The organism is Ehrlichia japonica, assembly GCF_000632845.1.
In the GTDB taxonomy this organism is placed as follows: Bacteria; Pseudomonadota; Alphaproteobacteria; order Rickettsiales; family Anaplasmataceae; genus Ehrlichia; species Ehrlichia japonica.
Genome location: NZ_CP007474.1, coordinates 363,369 through 380,755 on the forward strand (window position 1 = coordinate 363,369; position 17,387 = coordinate 380,755).

Consider the following 17,387-nt stretch of genomic DNA (forward strand, 5'->3'; position numbering starts at 1 on the left):
CTGTTTTTTAGAAACAGTGTAACATAAGTTTAAAGCATTTAGGTAATAAAAATCTTATGTATTCTGTACTGGGGTATTAAAGTATATCACTGAATTTCTTTGGAGATGTGGAGCACTAAAGTTATTAATTAGTATCATATATATGTTAAAAAATTTTCTAATAAATAGAATTAATTTATAATAATATGTTATATCATGTAACTTATTAAAATAAGAACTTTATATTAAGAATAAATTACAATCACTTTATAAATCACTGATTATTACATGTTTTTAAAACATAATTTATGGAATTTTAATCTTCTGTGTTATTAGACTAATACAATCAAAGCATGTTAAGAAATTATTATAAATAGTTAAAGATTAATTAATTCCTACTTTCTTATTATGTTTATGGAAATATTATTTTACAACTTTAAATTGTATAGTATAAAAATTATTATATTATATTAGTTTAATAATAGATAAACCGATAAGGGGATAAAATGACTGTGATAGTAAAGTTTGGTATGGGGAATCTGATCGATAGTACAATGGAAATAATTTCTATGTATTTTGATATATATAAAAACAATAAAGAAGTAAAAAGTGTATTGCATGATTGTATAGCAAGTATAAGAACTGCAAGAAGAAAATTACAAATATATAAGGGAAAGGAAGCTAGAGGACATATAATTGCTAATGATCAATTTAATGAAGTGGAAAATCTGGTAAAAAAAGTTCTTAGTATAATGTTTGAGATTGATATTCTCCACCAAGAACGATATATTGATTCAGAGAAAAGGGCAGATTATAAGGCAGCTGTTAGCTCATTACTGAACCAAGTAGTAAAATGCAAATCTTATGCTATTAAAGAAAGTGATAGACTCCCTAAAATTATAAGTAATACAGCGTTAAAACGCAATGCTTATAAGTGTAAGCATATAAAAAAGTTTATTAGTAAGGAGAAATTCCTTACTATGGAGGGATTTGATAAGGTTTGTACTGATGTAGATTTTGATCCTAGTATTTTAAAGCAGGTTATAGATTTATGCAGTTTTCCTCTTATATTTGAAATTCTGGATCTTTGCCTGGTACAATTTCTTGTTGAAATGAGATTCTTTCCAACTCAAAACACTAGTACCATCAGTATAACTAGAGATAGTTATATAAAATTAATGCACCATATTATACTTTATAAGTGTTCTCAGTTTATTGAGGAAGAGGGTGTTAATATGCAAGTAAAAAAGTTGCCTTATCTTTCAATTGATTACGTTCAAAGTAATATACCAGCGAATTCGTGTATGTATTTAGGAATAACTGTGTTTGTAGGGCAATCTCTGCTTAATGGATTTGGGCTATTATTAGTATTGCTACATGTTAGTAATGTGGTGAATTTAGTTGATGTTAAGGATATATCAATTGGTGTATGTTCTATGAATATAATTTTAACTGCTATAGCTCTTACATTAGTCTTTGTTGGTAAGAAACTACATAAAAAAGATGATACGTTATTAACGGATATAGATGTAAGTAATCTTGACATTATTAAAAGTATAGATCTGTAATTTTTTGTTATGTGTTTCGTAAATGGTTATGCCAACTTGTGTTATTTATTACTTGTATACATGATTACTGAACTTAATAATTTACTGTTATTTAAAAACAATTTATAGATCTGTATATCTTTAGTTATATATATATAACAATAAAATAATGATAAAGAATCTAATATACATAGGTTATTTGATATTTTAGTTACTTTTTATGCTGGATATTAAATATGCATTTCCTAAGGCAATCTTCTATTTTCTATTAGAGCATATACGTCTTTATGTTCATATGTTTAGATTTTATATGAGGTTGTGAATGATAATAAGTCAGCTAATGTAAATAAGTTACTTAATAATTTTATTTCACAATATGTTATTGTGCATAGCAACGTAATTTTATCAGCGCAATCCTCTGTTTCTTACAGAGAATCATATACATCTTTTAATTTGATTTGTGACATCTTTTTTAGAAGTCCAAATGCTTCACTGTGTATATGAACATTATGTACCCTAAAAAAGTCTATATTCTTGTAAAATAAAATTGTTGATGTTACCAGTGTGGCATTATCCCGAGTTGAATCATGTGATGCGAATGGCATGAAACAGGACTTTCGTGAATGACCAAGGCATATTGGATATTTTAATATTTTTAATTTGTTAATGTTTTTCATTATATATAGTGACTGCATGCCATTTTTACCAATACCTATTCCTGGATCGACAATGATCTTATCTCTGCTAATGCCTCCATCTATTAATTTTTGAGTACGATCCTTCAACCATGAAATGATTTCATTAATTGGATTTTTGTCTTTTGGTATGAAGTTTCCTTTAATTAATGGTACTCCTAGATTATGAGAAATTAGGATTTTGGCAGTACTGTTTTTTAATACTGATATCATGTTAGGATCCTTTAATCCAGTACAATCATTTATTATATCCACATTTAATGCTAATGCTTTTTCTGCAGTCTTTGCATGTCTAGTATCTACACTTATTTGAATATTACGACTATGTGCAATTTCTATAACTTGTGGTAATATGCTTTCTAGTCTTTTCCATTCTTCTTCTTGTGTGATTAGGGTATCATCACTTTCATATATATACCTGGGTTTTCCAGATTCTGCACCAACGTCTACGATGTCTGCTCCTCCATCAATTAAATATTCTGCTTGTTTGATTCCTTTATCAATAGTAAAGAATTTTCCTCCATCTGAAAATGAATCGGGTGTATAATTTAAAACGCCTATTATTTTTGTATTAAATGTCATGACGATACTCCTGCTTAAAGAAAAATTTTATGAAAAGTAACCATATATTTATTTTATTCCTATATTTTGCTTAAATTGGGTGTTAATACAATCACGTATCATGTTATAATGGGTTTATTAAGCTACCAGTGAAAAGTTTATAAAAAAATGTTTTAATTTATATATTATCCAAACTTGTTTGATGCATTTTTCTTAGTAAGTTAAATGCTTCGCTATGTAAGTAAGTATTATGTACTCTGATAAATTCTATACCTTTTTGAAACAAGAAAATTGATATTGCTAATGTAGCATTGTCACGTGTTGGATCATTTAATGTACATGAAGTTAGGAAAGATTTTCGTGAGTGTCCAACATATATTTTGTGATTTAAAATTTTCAATCTCTCAATGTTGTTTAATATATAAAATGATTGACTGGCAGTTTTGTTAAATCCTATACCTGGATCAATAATAATTCTCTTTTTATCAATGCCTGCATTTGTTAATTTTTCAATACACTTTTTTGCCCATATAATAATTTCATTAATTGGATCACGATCTTTTGGAATAGTGACATTTTTAATTAAGGGTATACCTAAATTGTGAGTAATGATAACATTGACAGAACTGTTTTGTATTACCTGAAGCATGTTATTATCTGATAATGTACTTACATCATTTATATAATCAACATTTAATTTGATAGCTTTTTCAGCAGTTTTTGCATGTCTGGTATCTATGCTTACTTGAACATTATGACTATGAGCTATTTCTATTGTTTTAGGTAATACATTTTCTAATCTGTTCCATTCTTCTGGTTGAGATATTGTATTGTTTTTGTATTGTGTATACAAGTATGTAGGTCTTGTTGATTCTGCGCCTATGTCTATTATACTGGCTCCGCCATCAATCAAGTATTTAACTTGTTGTAATGCTTTGTCTATGTTGAAAAACTTTCCTCCATCTGAAAATGAGTCAGGAGTATAATTTAAAATACCAACTAGTTTTGTATTAAATTCCATTGCTTTTATCTGAAAAACAGTAGTATAAGTACTAGTGATATAAATTGCAATAGTACTCTCATTATCATTATTTTGTTCTTGTGTTTAATATAGAACTCATTACTTATAGCCATTAATACTACTCCAGACACTAAAGATATTAGAGTCAATAATACAAAAACTAAAATTACTATTAATGATGCTGTACTGCTAAACATGATTATATAATCTAAAGATACACTACATTATATCATAATAGTATAACTTCATTTCAATTAAAAATTATTTATATGAAAATATATTAAATATCTGTATTGTTTACTTAGATGTACATGTTGTAGTACGTACACAATATATTAATTATTTAGAGGAATGTGTGGAAGAAGTAAATTTTAACTTTCAAACAATAAAGGAACTAAAGAAAAGTGTTCTATATACTAGTTTAGAAAAGTGTAAAAGTGTTTTTTGGTTTATTTTTTGGTTCAGTTCTGCTATCAATTTGCTTATGTTGTTTTTACCATTGTATACTTCTCAAGTTCTAGATAGAGTACTTTCAAGTGGTAGTGTATCTACCTTAATCATGTTAAGCGTTATTACAGTTGGTGCTTTTGCTTGTTCTGCCATATTAGAAATTTGTAGATCTCTAGTTATGGCTAAAGTTGGCGACTGGATAGATAAAGTTGTTACTCCTGATCTTATTGTGAAATCTATTAGCTTGACTTCGGTTAAGTCATCTACTTCAAGTGGAGAAGTACTTCGTGATTTAGCTATTATTAAAAATTTTATTACTGGGTTTGGTATATTTTCACTGTTTGATACTCCATGGGCGGTGTTATATCTTATTGCTATTTTTATGATACACAGTGTAACAGGCTATATTGCTGTAGTAGGAATAGTATTGTTAACTGGTATGGCTATTTGGAATGAGTTGGCAACAAAAAAGATACTGCAAGAAGCTAGTGAGGAAGGAGTGCGTAATATTATGTCAATAGATGTTGCAACTCGTAACGCTGAAGTAGTTGAAGCTATGGGAATGGTTAATTATATTGTAGATGATTGGGCAAAAAAAAATGATAGAAATAGAGAAATGCAAATTAAAGCACAAAATCGTTCGAATTTAATTTCTGGAATTACTAAGTTTATTAGATCAATATTACAAATATCAGTTATAGGGATTGGAGGATTTCTTGCAGTTCTTGGCCTAAAGACTGCTGGGGGTATTATTGCTTCATCAATCTTAATGGGTAGGGCATTAGCTCCATTTGAAGCATTGATTAATACTTGGAAGATGTTGGTATCAGCAAGGATATCTTATAAGAGATTGCAAATATTGCTTTTAGCTTCTCCAAAAAGGGAGCAAACTATGTCTTTACCAGCTCCTACTGGAAAGGTTGTTTTTGATCGTGTATTCTTCACTCCTTATGGTAGTAATAAGCCGACTATTAAGGGTGTGTCTTTTTCAGTAGAAGTTGGAGATATTGTTGGTATTATAGGACACAGTGCTTCTGGGAAGTCTACAATAGCAAAATTGTTAGTAGGTGTGTGGAAACCAATATCAGGTGTTGTCAGACTTGATGGCGCAGATGTTTATACATGGAATAGAGAAGATTTTGGACATTATATTGGTTACCTTCCTCAAGATGTTGAATTGTTTAATGCTTCAGTAAAAGTTAATATTGCAAGAATGGTGCCAAATCCTGATGCAAATGAAGTTGTAAAAGCTGCTCAAATTGCTGGTGTACATGAACTAATACTTAGCTTGCCAAATGGGTATGATACAGTTATTGGTTCTGGCGGAATAATATTGTCTGGAGGACAAAAGCAAATGATAGGATTGGCGAGGGCCTTTTATGGTGATGTAAAGCTTCTAGTACTTGATGAACCAAATGCTAATTTAGATGGGAAATCTGAAGCAAGTTTGATAAATGCCTTACTTTATGCAAAGAAAAATGGTATTACTACTTTTATTATGACTCATAAGATACAGTTACTTAATGCTGTTGATAAGGTTATAATTATGTCTGATGGTATGGTTAATGGTATTGGTACTAAGGATGAAATTTTAAGTAAGATTGTTCCTAATTATAATCCACCAAACCCTCAACCTAAACAACAGGATAAACCATTAGTAGATTCATAATAGAATAATATTTATTTCTATGTTATTGCTTAATCATTGGTAAGATATAATTTTTATAAGCGTTAAGCTCTTCAATTAGAAGAAGTAGAGATATTGTTATATGATTGGCAGTTAGAGGAAATATAGGTTAGAGAGTATAGTGATTCTAATCTTAGAGAATGATTAATATGATGAATTCTTTTGATTGTTGCTACTAATCAATTTGGTGAGAATTGTGTGACTTACTTAGTAGGAATGATAAACCTATTATGTTGTAAGTGCTGATGTGCAAAACATTTTTTTACAAAAGTATATTATAGTGTCACTGCTGTACGACTTTTCAAGGATTTATGAATGAGAAATTACTTACTACATATTGATATCATAGAATGGTGAAGGTAGTGAAATATGCACTTAAAAGTATGATTATTATAAAATTACTACATTAATTAGAATTGATGTTCTCATACTATGAGACTCATTAGAACGTTGATTAGTTATATAACTAGTAAGTTAAAATATACTACTTGTTGTTGAATATATATGCATGTAACTTTTCATATATAGTCCGATTATAATAATGATTTTGTGTATTCTACTTAAAAATGAATTTTGAAAATGAATTGTTGATTATAAGATGAGAAATTTTGTTATGGCGAGGCTTTTTTTGGAGAGTTTGTAGTGATTTTTACGAGATGTTTATTGTTGTATTGAATTTTTAATATATGTACTAAAGTATAGTGCTGTTTGTTCTTAATTAATATTGATGTCTTAGATTTAAAGGATATTATTTAGCTGCTAGCTAAGTAGCTTAAGTATGATTATGTTTTATTTAATTATGTGATGTTATGGTAAAAGTTATTGTTATTAATGAAACTGGTGGTTCTGAAGTTTTGAAATATGTTAATCATAATATTGGTGAACCTAAAGATGATGAGGTATTAATAAGACATACAGCTATTGGGTTAAATCGCTATGATATTGAATGCCGTAATGGTATGCGTAAAAACAAAAAGCTTCCTACTATTTTAGGAGTTGAAGCAGTAGGAGTTATAGAAAGATTAGGGAAAGATGTTGAGGTATTCAATGTTGGGGACAGAGTGGGCTATTGTACTGTATCTGGAGGGGCTTATTCTGAGAAAAGACTTATTAAGCAAAAATATTTAGTTAGAATACCTGATGATATTACAGATCAAGTAGCAGCTGCAGTATTATTTAAAGGTATGACAGCACATTATCTTACACACTTAGTTTATGCTATACGTCCTAATACTTTTGCTTTAGTACATGGAGCAACAGGTGGTGTAGGCCAGATATTGTGTCAATGGGCTAATTATAAAGGATGCAAAGTTATAGGTGTAGTTAGTTCTGATGATAGGGCAAATATTGCCTTACGTTCTGGGTGTTCATATGTGGTAAATTGTGGTAGTAATGATTTTGTTGAACAAGTAATGGAAATTACTAATGGTTTTGGTGTTAATGTAGTTTATGATTCTATAGGTGAGTCGACTAGTAAAGTATCTTTTAAATCGCTGTGTATTTTTGGTATTTATGTTTCTTATGGTCAGATATCAGGAGCTATTTCAAATATTAGTGCCTCTATGTTAAGTTCTAGATCATTATTTTTTACTTCTCCTTTGGTGTTTCATTATAAACATTCTAGCTTTGATTTAGCTATGACAGCTATGGAAATATTTGAAGTAATAAGGAGAAATTATATAAAAGTTGGGATAAATAAAATTTACAAATTTGATGATATAGTAGCTGCACATAAAGATTTGGAGAATAGAAAACTTACCGGATCAAATATTATTGAGTTATAGATGTTTTTAAGTGAGTGAAAAATATTTTGCTTTGTTAACTGAAGTAGTTATTGTTTTATTAAATTTACAATCTTTTTAGTAAAAGTTGTAAAACAATTACAGTTAAAAATTGGTAATTTTTTTGTGAAAAGTTTAGTTTTTAACGCGTACTATAGCGTGGCATATTGCTTATAAACGATATTTCATACTTACAGTGATAAGTTGATGATGCAATATTGTAGATTGATATCTTGTGTGTTTAAATTAGCACATACTGCATTTGCAATGGTATATGATAGAAATAGTACCGAATTTAAAAAGCTTGTTTAAGCAGTTTTATTGTGTGCTAATGGTATATTGTAGAGGATATTGCACTGAAAATACGAAATTATTATAAGGTAGCTGTAAAGTGTTATATATAAATTTAATGTTATATGTGTGGTTATAGCGTTTTATTATAAACATATCTTAGTATATGTATGGGGTTTGTATGGAAGTAATAATAGTGCTGAAGATATCATAGGCAATAAGATTGTAGGGTAAAATGTGTCTTATATATATTTAATGTTATATGTGTGGTTGTAGCGTTTTATTATAGACATATCTTATATGTATGGGGTTTATACGGAAGTAATAATAGTGCTGAAGATATCATAAATAATGAAATTGTAGGGCAAAATGTCTTATATATAAATGTAATGTTATATGTGTAGTTGTAGTGTTTTATTATAAGCATTAGTGTAATATATAATCATTCAAGGCATTATAAAATTAACGTGTATTTTTAAATATAAGTTTATATTGGTAATTATGAAATTATCATAATTTAGTACACATTTATCTTAAAAATAGTATGGAATTACTATTCGTCAAGATATAAAACTTCTGCTTTTTCCTGTGTCATTGGCTGTAAGTCAATGAATTTTTTCTTATATGTATAGTTTGTGTTGCAGATTATATTGTACCATGACTTGTTTTGTATTGGCGGTATTCCAGTAATATATAATTCATCTGCTGCTCTGGTCATAGCTACGTAAAGCAATCTTAAGTATTCATTGTATTCGTTAGTCTTTTGCTGGGATTTCAGGTTTTCACAGAAATCATTTATGTCATTACGGATCCAGAATGGGGTATGTTCTTCATCAAATACTAGTTGAGTGTCACTTTTTGGAATGGTTGTTGTATCTGATAAGAATACTATAGGAGATTGCATACCTTTTGCGTTATGTATTGTCATGATTTTTACATAATCTTGTTTGAGATTGATGTCACTTTTTATTTCTGGATTAGTATTCTTTATCCAATGTATAAATGCTTGTAATGAATTTAGATTATGAGATTCGAATTGTACTAATAGGTTAATGAATTCTCCTATGATTTCTATGCTTGATTGACCTAAGCGCTTTATAAATTTATGTTTATGTTCTGATATAATATGGTGGTATAAATTTAAAGGACTATGCAGTTGTGATATATCAATTAGTTGTTTTAGATACTTTGATATAGTACTAAACTTTAATTGTAATTCTTTCCACAAATATGTGTTATTCCTGTTGTATGCTAAGCGGAATATTTGTTCTTCAGTGAATTCAAAAATTGGTGATTTTAATAAACCTATTAAAGCTAAGTCATTTTCTGGTAATAATAAAAATTCCCCTAGATTGATGAGGTCTTGGATTATTGTATAATCCATTATTTTAAACTTATCTCTTTCTAATGTGGGAACATCGAGTTTTTTTAATGCTGTTATAATATGATCTATAAAAGAAGTCCTGTGTCTTACTAATATTAAGAAGTCACCTGCTGTTATAGGACGATTTTTTGCTAATATAATTCTTTTATTAATTATCCATGTGTGAATTTTTTTTGCAATAGTTGATGCAAGTAATAGACTGGAGTCTTGATAAGCTTGATTTTCAAGATCCAATGAAAACCTTTTATTGCTTTTAATGTCAATTATAGGCCATATTTCTACATATCCTGGGTCGTTTTTTCGAAAGATTTCATGCTTAATTTTTATTGTGTTAAAAGATATTTCTTGACAAAAATTATTAAATACTTTGTCTACTAATTTTAATATAGGTGGTGTTGATCTGAATGATTGTGTTAGATGTAATATTTTGTGTTTATATTGGCTACTTTGTTGTGCAAAATAATGACACATAGGGTCAAAATAATCAGGTCTTGCATTTTGAAAGCCATATATTGATTGTTTTATATCTCCTACGATGAATAACGTTTTTGGTTCTTCTGTTGTACCTATACCAGAGAAGAAATCATGACATAACTGTAAAATAATATTCCATTGTTTTATGCTGTTGTCTTGTGATTCATCAATTAACAGATGATCTATTTTACTGTCTAATTGGAATAATATCCAATCTTTATATGCTGGGTTTGTTAGTAAATTTAATGCTAGATCTATAATATCATTATGATCTAAATAATTTAGTTTTTGTTTATCTTGTTGATATAGTTTTATGAAACATTTTGCAATTTCAATAAGATGGATAGTACGTTCTGCTACTTTGTTGGTATAAAAAGTTTTTGTAAAATTTAGTATTTCTTCTTGTGTATCTAAAATAATTTTTTCTGCTTCAGGAAAATCAGCTAATGTCTTTTTTGTGATTATTGATGATATAGATTTTTTTTCTAAAGATGATAAATTAATAAATATTTTTACGTATTCATTTAATTTTTGTAATTTGTGTTTTTCTAGTAAATTGCTCCACTTAACTAGTTTATCACTAATTTTTTTATCTCTTATACTTCCTTTATTTAAAATTTTAATCAAATAATTAAGAGTGTGATTATCAATAGGGAATAATTCACATGGTTCCATATTATTGATGTTAAGTTTTTGATATACTGAGTCTTGATTGAGATTATAATGCTGTTTACTTAACAGCTTATATAGTAAGTCATAAATTGTAGCTTCCGTTATCTCATGTGAAATGGCTGATAAGTGGTGTTTTATTGTGGAATCATGTAGTAATTTATTAAAAATTTTTGAAAAGGATTCTGTAAAGTCTTTAATATTGCAGTTGGGAGAAATTCCTGTTTCTATTGGAAAAGTAGATATTAACTGATAACAAAAGCTATGTATGGTTTTTACTGAAAGTGATACATTTTGTAAATTATTAAATAATTCTCTTGCTCTTTTGAATTCTTTTGGAGTTATGTGGGTTGGAATAATATCTTGTAGTGCTTTTTTTAGTTCTTCATTTTTTAATATTGTCCAAGTGCTTAGGATTGAATGTATACGTTCTGTCATTTCGTGTGCTGCTGCATTTGTGAATGTTAAGCAAAGTATATTTTTATGACCTGTAACTAGTAATCTTAAGACTCTGTTGACTAATATTCTTGTTTTTCCTGTTCCAGCTGATGCAGATATCCATATAAAAGAATAAAAAGGATTAGTTGCAATATTGTTCATCTAATGTATAATCCACAATATTTCTATTTTTAATGTTAATAAAAAATTATACTTATAACAGTAATTATTATTAAATAAAAGATTTTAAGTTAAGAGAGTCTTTAATGAGTAAGTTATTTCTATTTGTGATGATGATAAGTTTTATCAATTCAACAGTTGCTTTCACACATGGGTTGCATTCTAGTGATAGTGTTTACGATGTTAATACAAAAGATATAAAGTATCTTGATAAGAAAAAGTCTGCTAATTACGATGATACTTATGTTCAACGTAATGATGATGATGATTTTGATGATAGTAAAGAAGATAATGGTGATGAATTTGATGATGATGTTCTATATGAAGAAGATTATTATGGTCAGATGGACAGCGACGAAGATGATGAAGAATTTGGTGATGATGAAAGCATGTTAATACAAGAAAATGATGAGGCTACTCAAGATGTTAATGATCAGGATATTAATACTAAAGGTAAGAAGATATCTGGTAGTAACTCACTCAAATCTGCTGATGAAAAAGGTCAAAAAGATCAGCAGTTGAAAGTTCCAGATAAGAATGTTGTTCAAAATAAATCTGATGATAAAAAAAAACTTCTGAAGTATTAAAAGATGCATCTCAGATACAGCGGAATGAAGTAAAAGAAAGTAATATTTCATATAAGTGGCCGTTTACAAGAAATCTTATAGAGGGCATTGAAAAATCACAGTATAATGAAATGAATCAGCATCTTCCAAAAATATATAGTGTTGAAGATTATTACATACAAATTTTTTACTGCATAACACAGAATAACCTTTCTGGATTGAGGTCTTTAATTAATAAGTTGCAAGAACTGGGTGTAAGTTTATCAACTATAATGTATGAAGTACGTACTTCAGATGTAGGAGATAATTTATTAATCTATGCTGTAAGACAAAAAAAATTGGATATAGTAAGGTTTTTATTGTCAATAGGTGCTGATTCAAATTTTACTAATTATAATGATGAAACTCCTTTGAGTATATCTGTAAAAAATGGTAGTATTGACATAGCTCATGCTATACTTATTGCGCAATAAAGCCTTTCTATATACATTATCAGTATGTATTTTGTGTATTACAGCATTGTTTTATATAAGTTTTAACTAATTAAGGAATTTAAAAGAATAAGTAAATTATTTAATATTTTACAAATATATCATTTTTTCAGTAGAAACTGTGTACATGGCTTTTATATCAGTTAATATCTTATGTCCGATAGAAACGAAAGTTAGACTATTAAAGGTTTTACAGGATCTTTTACAAGCATTTTTCATAAATCACTATGTGATGATAGTAAAATACCACTTGTCAGCTATTTCATATGAAATAACAGAATATAATTTATGATTTTCTATACAAACCATTAAATAAACAGCATTGTAATTTTTATCAAGACTCAGTATATCAAAAACTTAACATTAATAATATGAAACCATGTCAATTATTACCTATTGATAATGCTGTGAAATTTTTAGAACTTCACATTCAATCTAGTATGAATTGATTTAGAATAATTAAGCTGATTGAGTTAATAAAGTGTACATAAATGTACTATATTGATGTTTTTGTGTATATTACGTAAGAATTTTGCTAAATTGTTAAAAACAATGTTCAATGCTTGTAGGAGGCGTATTGTGAATAGTAAAGAATTTTATGATAAAGAATTGGTACACATTAATGGGTTTTCAATGATATTTTGGTGTATTGTTTTTGTCTGCTTGTTGTTGTTTGGTATATATTATGGGAGTTTTGTGATTATTTTACCAATGTCTTTGCTGTCATTAATTTGTACGTTTATTGTTCCAAGTGGTTTTTTTGTAAATAATCCTAATGAAGCAAAAGTTGTTGAGTTTTTTGGAAATTATATTGGAACCATATTTAAATCAGGTTTTTTTTGGACCATTCCGTTTGTTAGTATGAGGTCAATTTCATTAAAAGTAAGGAATATTAATATCAATAAGATTAAAGTAAATGATTTTAATGGTAATCCAATAGAGATAGCTGCTGTGGTTGTTTGGCGAGTTGTAAGTCCTGCGAAGGCTTGCCTTAATGTAGGTGATTATCAAGAGTTTATTAATATTCAAAGTGAAACTGCAGTTAGAGAACTGGCTGGTATCTATCCATACGATGCTGAAGATAATAATGAATCTTTGCGTAATAATTCTACACAGATCTCGTGTAAGTTACGTGATATGCTGCAAAATAGATTAGATGTTGTAGGTATTGTTGTAGAGGATGCAAGAATATCACATTTAGCTTATTCTGCTGAAATAGCTCAAATTATGTTAAGAAGGCAGCAAGCAAAAGCGATTACTAATGCTAGGGGATATATAGTAAGAAATGCAATTATTATGGTAGATGAGGTATTAAAACATTTTGAGTTACAATATCAAATCAATCTTTCTGATGAACAAAGAATTAAACTTGTCAATAATCTTCTAGTATCTTTAATTTCGGAACAAGGTGCTCAACCCACTATTAATATAGAATAATATTCTGCATTGATATTACTAAATGAGATCTCAATATGCTATCGAATATTTTAAATTATTTTATAGTTGTTAGTAGGTTTATATAAATACTGTGTCCGTTTGCATAGTATGACTTAAAATATGATCAGCTTTAAAGTACATATGTTGTATAATTATTTAATTATAACGCAAGAGTAATATTGTTTATTATACTGAATTATACATAAATATGTATATATTACTGTAATTGTACTGATCAAATTTTTCTCCATATAAGTAATAGATTTAGTTTTTCGGAAGAAATACATTTGTAATTTGCCGCTAATCTCGGTGTATTAGAGTGGCATTTAGCAGTATAAGAGATATTTTCGTGAAGAAATGAATAACACTTATGAATGATTTATCCAACTCTTGCTTTTTATTTTTCCTAAGTTTTGAATAAAAATATTTTAACAAGATAGGTTAGTTATGAATTATGATTCATTAAATTTTTATGAATGTTATGATACATATGATGTAGACTGTGCGGATCGTGTATGTGATAATAGAGTATTAGAAGAATATATGTCTTATCAGTCAATGTGGAAGGCAGTAATACTTCAAGCAATAATTGATTCGACATCTAATTATAGAAGGATGGAGAATAAACTTGAAAAAGTAAAAGCCACTAATTGGTTAAATGATTTTTCAAAAGATTTTATAACTGTTTGTCATTTTGCAGGATATAATCCTTTAAATGTCCAAAATAAAACAAAGAAAATTATCTCAAATAATAAAGTTTTAAATGAAGATAAAGTCAGAAATAGATAAATTAAGTCTCAGCTGTATGATTTTTTATTTTGTTATTGAACAATCTAGCAATTGGGATTTTTGATTTAGTACTAGTGATGATAATGAATATTTGTTTTTTTATCTTTTTAAATAAGTTTATTGATAAGTTTATATGATAGAAAAGTATTTGTTTTTATCAAAATTCTAGATTAATACTGCTTATGTTAGTAGTGTTCTGAATATAGAGATACAGGCTAATTTTGTGTCTAGTATTATGCATGAAGATCTCGACTTGTATAACTTTTAGTTTTGCTGTTAAATAATCTGCAAGTTGAGATTTTATTTATTCTGAGAATACAGAAGAAATATTGAAAGTAATAAATAATAATTTTTTATATAGATCTTATTAAAAATTATGTTGATGTTTTATGAACAATGGAAAAAATGAAAAAAATTTTAGATGACTATTATTTTATGATAAATAGTGGTGAAATTACTTATGATGAACAGCAAGTTAATCTACTAAGGCAATTAACGCCATACTTATCTGTTGAAAAATTTTGTCGCTTTTTGCCTATAAAAAAGAGATTGAAAAAAGTTGGAATGTACATATATGGAGAAGTAGGCAGAGGGAAATCAATGATTACAGATCTCTATTATAATTCTTGCGAAATAGAAAAAAAAAAGCGACAGCATTTTAATCAGTTTATGAAGACAGTACATACTTTATTACATGAGTTTAAATCATCTCATATTAAGGATCCACTTTATAAAGTTGCTAAAGTAATAATTCGTAATGTAGATTTATTGTGTTTAGATGAAATACAGGTATATGATATTTGTGATGCTATGATATTAGGTCGATTGTTTTCTGTTATTTTTGATCAGAAAGTTATTGTCATGATGACCTCGAATTATGCTCCTGTAGAACTTTATCAAGATGGTATTCAGAGGCAATTTTTTGAACCTGTAATATCATTGATAATTGAGAAAATGCATGTTGTGCATTTATCTGGGAAACAAGACTATCGTACTATTAGAGGGTTAGAAGTAGATGATGTATATTTCATAGGAGAGGATTCTTATGCAAAATTATCTAAATTGTTTCTTGAAATGGCAAATAATAGGAAAGTAAAACCTGTAATGTTACATGTTTTTGGAAGAGATATAAAAGTAAGTAAAACTTTTGATAATACTGCATGGTTCGATTTTGATGAGTTATGTGGAAGAGCATTATGGGTATCAGATTATCAGGAAATAGTACGCAATTTTTCAGTAATATTTATTGCAGGTGTTCCTATATTTAATCATTACAATCAAAATGAGATGCGTAGGTTTACTATTTTAATAGATGAGTTATACGAAAACAAAGTTAAAGTTTTTTGCTCTCTTGCTGCAGAGCCTCAATTATTATATTACTTACAAGAAGTCCCTATGGATTTTCAGCGTACAATTTCGCGTTTGATAGAAATGCAATCTCCATCTTACTGTAAGATTTGACCTGTTGTGAATTTGTAGTAAATTTTATTGTTGAAAATATTTAGCATTGTTACTGTAATTATTGAGTAGACTATTATTATATAAGTTTTGAGCATTTTAGGGTGTAACAATAAAAATGATTACAAAATTGTGGTATGATGCTTATTATAAATTGATAGATAGAGTCATTTTTATAATATTGTAAATATGCGATTTATTTGTTATATAAGTTTTGCTGATGAAGAGTAATATAAAGCTTCAGTGTACATTTTAATTTTGTGTGCACATTTCTTTAAACACTTGGTATAATACTTGTTACCACTTAATGTGGGAAATCTAAATCCATGTTTTTCTTTTGATAAGCGCTTGGTTTTAAGACACCTTTCTAATGTAATTATGTAAATTTTTCTTATTGAGTGGAGTTATATAGAACTTTAAAACATGTTTTACATTGAATAGGACATGGACTTTTGTGCTGGTCTTGTGTACATATTTCTTTTAAACACTTAATGTAATATTCATTGTTGCTTAACGTTGGAACTCTAAAGAACATGTGTTTTTTTGATATTATTTTTTTATATTCTATATCTAATTCTACTAGGGTTTCAGAATTTTCTGATACAAATGATATAGGAACTAATACTATAGGTACATTGTCTAGTTTCGCTTGATTGATTTCTGATATTGTACTAGGTTCTAACCATTTTACAGGGCCGACCTTACTTTGATAACATATTTTATAATCTAATGATAGTATATTTAAAGATTTAACAATTAATGATACAGTTTGTTCTATTTGATACTGATATGGGTCACCTTGTTGTATTATGCTTAATGGTAAGCTATGTGCTGAAAATAATATTCTTGGTAATCCATAATTTTGCGCTTCTTGATATTTTTCTGTGATTAATTGACATTGTGCTTTTATGTATTTTGCATTGTTATAATAGCAACAGATTACTGAAGTAGGGTACTGAAATTTGCTTTTGTTCATATGGTAATTCCAGTGCTGAATAGCTGATAGTGTGGTAGTTGTTGAGTAATGTGGGTATAACGGTATTAGAATAATTTTATTTGGATGATACTGACATACAGATTTTACTGTATCTTTAGCTGAGGGTTTTGAGTATCGCATGAATATAAAAACCTTGTATTGGGATTTTTCATTGTGATCATTTAATATGCGCTCAAGGGAAGAAGCCTGTACTTTTGTTTCATTTAATATAGGGGATTGTCCACTAAGGTGTTTATATATTGCTATTGCCTTCCTCTTTCTCAAAAGTGAAATTAATGTTGCTAGTATAAACCTTAAAGGATTGGCTAAATTTATAATATTTTTATCATAAAATAAATTGAATAGAAAAGGCCTTACTTCAGATAGTGATTGAGGCCCACCCATATTAAATAATATTACTGCTATTCTTGACACACGTTATTTGCTTATTTTATAACCTTAACAAACTAACACATATAATGTTAGTTATCAAATAAAGATTAATTGTACAGA

The 17,387-nt window shown here is 28.1% G+C and carries 12 protein-coding genes; 8 read left to right on the plus strand and 4 right to left on the minus strand.

The window, feature by feature from the left end:
* The first annotated feature begins 485 nt into the window (after positions 1 to 485).
* Positions 486 to 1,547: a hypothetical protein gene (locus EHF_RS01440; RefSeq protein WP_044194350.1), complete on the plus strand. Its 1,062-nt coding sequence runs from the start codon at positions 486 to 488 to the stop codon at positions 1,545 to 1,547.
* Positions 1,548 to 1,951: 404 nt separating this feature from the next.
* On the opposite strand, the gene folP (EHF_RS01445) is transcribed toward EHF_RS01440, so the two are convergent.
* Positions 1,952 to 2,803: a dihydropteroate synthase gene (folP, locus tag EHF_RS01445; protein WP_044194352.1), complete on the minus strand. Its 852-nt coding sequence runs from the start codon at positions 2,801 to 2,803 to the stop codon at positions 1,952 to 1,954.
* 157 nt (positions 2,804 to 2,960) lie between these two features.
* Complete coding sequence (gene folP, locus EHF_RS01450; RefSeq protein WP_044194354.1) at positions 2,961 to 3,803, minus strand: dihydropteroate synthase; 843 nt, start codon at positions 3,801 to 3,803, stop codon at positions 2,961 to 2,963.
* Positions 3,804 to 4,158: 355 nt separating this feature from the next.
* Between folP (EHF_RS01450) and EHF_RS01455 the strand changes: the two genes are divergently transcribed.
* Both EHF_RS01455 and EHF_RS01460 read left to right on the plus strand, forming a co-directional pair.
* Complete coding sequence (locus EHF_RS01455) at positions 4,159 to 5,922, plus strand: type I secretion system permease/ATPase (RefSeq protein ID WP_044194358.1); 1,764 nt, start codon at positions 4,159 to 4,161, stop codon at positions 5,920 to 5,922.
* Between the two features lie 827 nt (positions 5,923 to 6,749).
* Complete coding sequence (locus tag EHF_RS01460; protein WP_044194359.1) at positions 6,750 to 7,724, plus strand: quinone oxidoreductase family protein; 975 nt, start codon at positions 6,750 to 6,752, stop codon at positions 7,722 to 7,724.
* Between the two features lie 841 nt (positions 7,725 to 8,565).
* Here the strand turns inward: EHF_RS01460 and EHF_RS01465 are convergent.
* Positions 8,566 to 11,139 (minus strand): UvrD-helicase domain-containing protein, encoded by a 2,574-nt coding sequence (locus EHF_RS01465; RefSeq protein WP_044194362.1) that lies wholly within the window; start codon positions 11,137 to 11,139, stop codon positions 8,566 to 8,568.
* Positions 11,140 to 11,243: 104 nt separating this feature from the next.
* Here EHF_RS01465 and EHF_RS01470 point away from each other — a divergent pair, with 104 nt between their 5' ends.
* From EHF_RS01470 to zapE, 5 genes are all read left to right on the plus strand, one after another.
* On the plus strand, positions 11,244 to 11,744 hold the full coding sequence (locus EHF_RS01470) for a hypothetical protein (RefSeq protein ID WP_156928258.1): 501 nt from the start codon (positions 11,244 to 11,246) through the stop codon (positions 11,742 to 11,744).
* A gap of 110 nt (positions 11,745 to 11,854) precedes the next feature.
* A complete protein-coding gene (locus EHF_RS01475; RefSeq protein WP_232228963.1) occupies positions 11,855 to 12,196 on the plus strand; it encodes an ankyrin repeat domain-containing protein in 342 nt (113 codons plus the stop codon).
* Positions 12,197 to 12,793: 597 nt separating this feature from the next.
* Positions 12,794 to 13,651, plus strand: a complete 858-nt coding sequence (locus EHF_RS01480) for an SPFH domain-containing protein (protein WP_044195818.1) — start codon at positions 12,794 to 12,796, stop codon at positions 13,649 to 13,651.
* Positions 13,652 to 14,098: 447 nt separating this feature from the next.
* A complete protein-coding gene (locus EHF_RS01485; RefSeq protein WP_044194365.1) occupies positions 14,099 to 14,440 on the plus strand; it encodes a hypothetical protein in 342 nt (113 codons plus the stop codon).
* A gap of 405 nt (positions 14,441 to 14,845) precedes the next feature.
* Complete coding sequence (gene zapE / locus EHF_RS01490; protein ID WP_044195819.1) at positions 14,846 to 15,901, plus strand: cell division protein ZapE; 1,056 nt, start codon at positions 14,846 to 14,848, stop codon at positions 15,899 to 15,901.
* Between the two features lie 388 nt (positions 15,902 to 16,289).
* Here the strand turns inward: zapE and hemH are convergent, their stop codons facing one another.
* Positions 16,290 to 17,279, minus strand: coding sequence for a ferrochelatase (hemH, locus tag EHF_RS01495; RefSeq protein ID WP_373276880.1), 990 nt, complete (start codon positions 17,277 to 17,279; stop codon positions 16,290 to 16,292).
* Positions 17,280 to 17,387 lie beyond the last annotated feature (108 nt).

What these genes read in the sequence shown, in the direction of transcription:
- EHF_RS01440 (WP_044194350.1), top strand. Translation starts at nt 486, where the DNA reads ATGACTGTGATAGTAAAGTTTGGTATGGGGAATCTGATCGATAGTACA.
- folP (WP_044194352.1), bottom strand. Translation starts at nt 2,803, where the DNA reads ATGACATTTAATACAAAAATAATAGGCGTTTTAAATTATACACCCGAT.
- folP (WP_044194354.1), bottom strand. Translation starts at nt 3,803, where the DNA reads ATGGAATTTAATACAAAACTAGTTGGTATTTTAAATTATACTCCTGAC.
- EHF_RS01460 (WP_044194359.1), top strand. Translation starts at nt 6,750, where the DNA reads ATGGTAAAAGTTATTGTTATTAATGAAACTGGTGGTTCTGAAGTTTTG.
- EHF_RS01465 (WP_044194362.1), bottom strand. Translation starts at nt 11,139, where the DNA reads ATGAACAATATTGCAACTAATCCTTTTTATTCTTTTATATGGATATCT.
- EHF_RS01470 (WP_156928258.1), top strand. Translation starts at nt 11,244, where the DNA reads ATGAGTAAGTTATTTCTATTTGTGATGATGATAAGTTTTATCAATTCA.
- EHF_RS01475 (WP_232228963.1), top strand. Translation starts at nt 11,855, where the DNA reads ATGAATCAGCATCTTCCAAAAATATATAGTGTTGAAGATTATTACATA.
- EHF_RS01485 (WP_044194365.1), top strand. Translation starts at nt 14,099, where the DNA reads ATGAATTATGATTCATTAAATTTTTATGAATGTTATGATACATATGAT.
- zapE (WP_044195819.1), top strand. Translation starts at nt 14,846, where the DNA reads ATGAAAAAAATTTTAGATGACTATTATTTTATGATAAATAGTGGTGAA.
- hemH (WP_373276880.1), bottom strand. Translation starts at nt 17,279, where the DNA reads ATGGGTGGGCCTCAATCACTATCTGAAGTAAGGCCTTTTCTATTCAAT.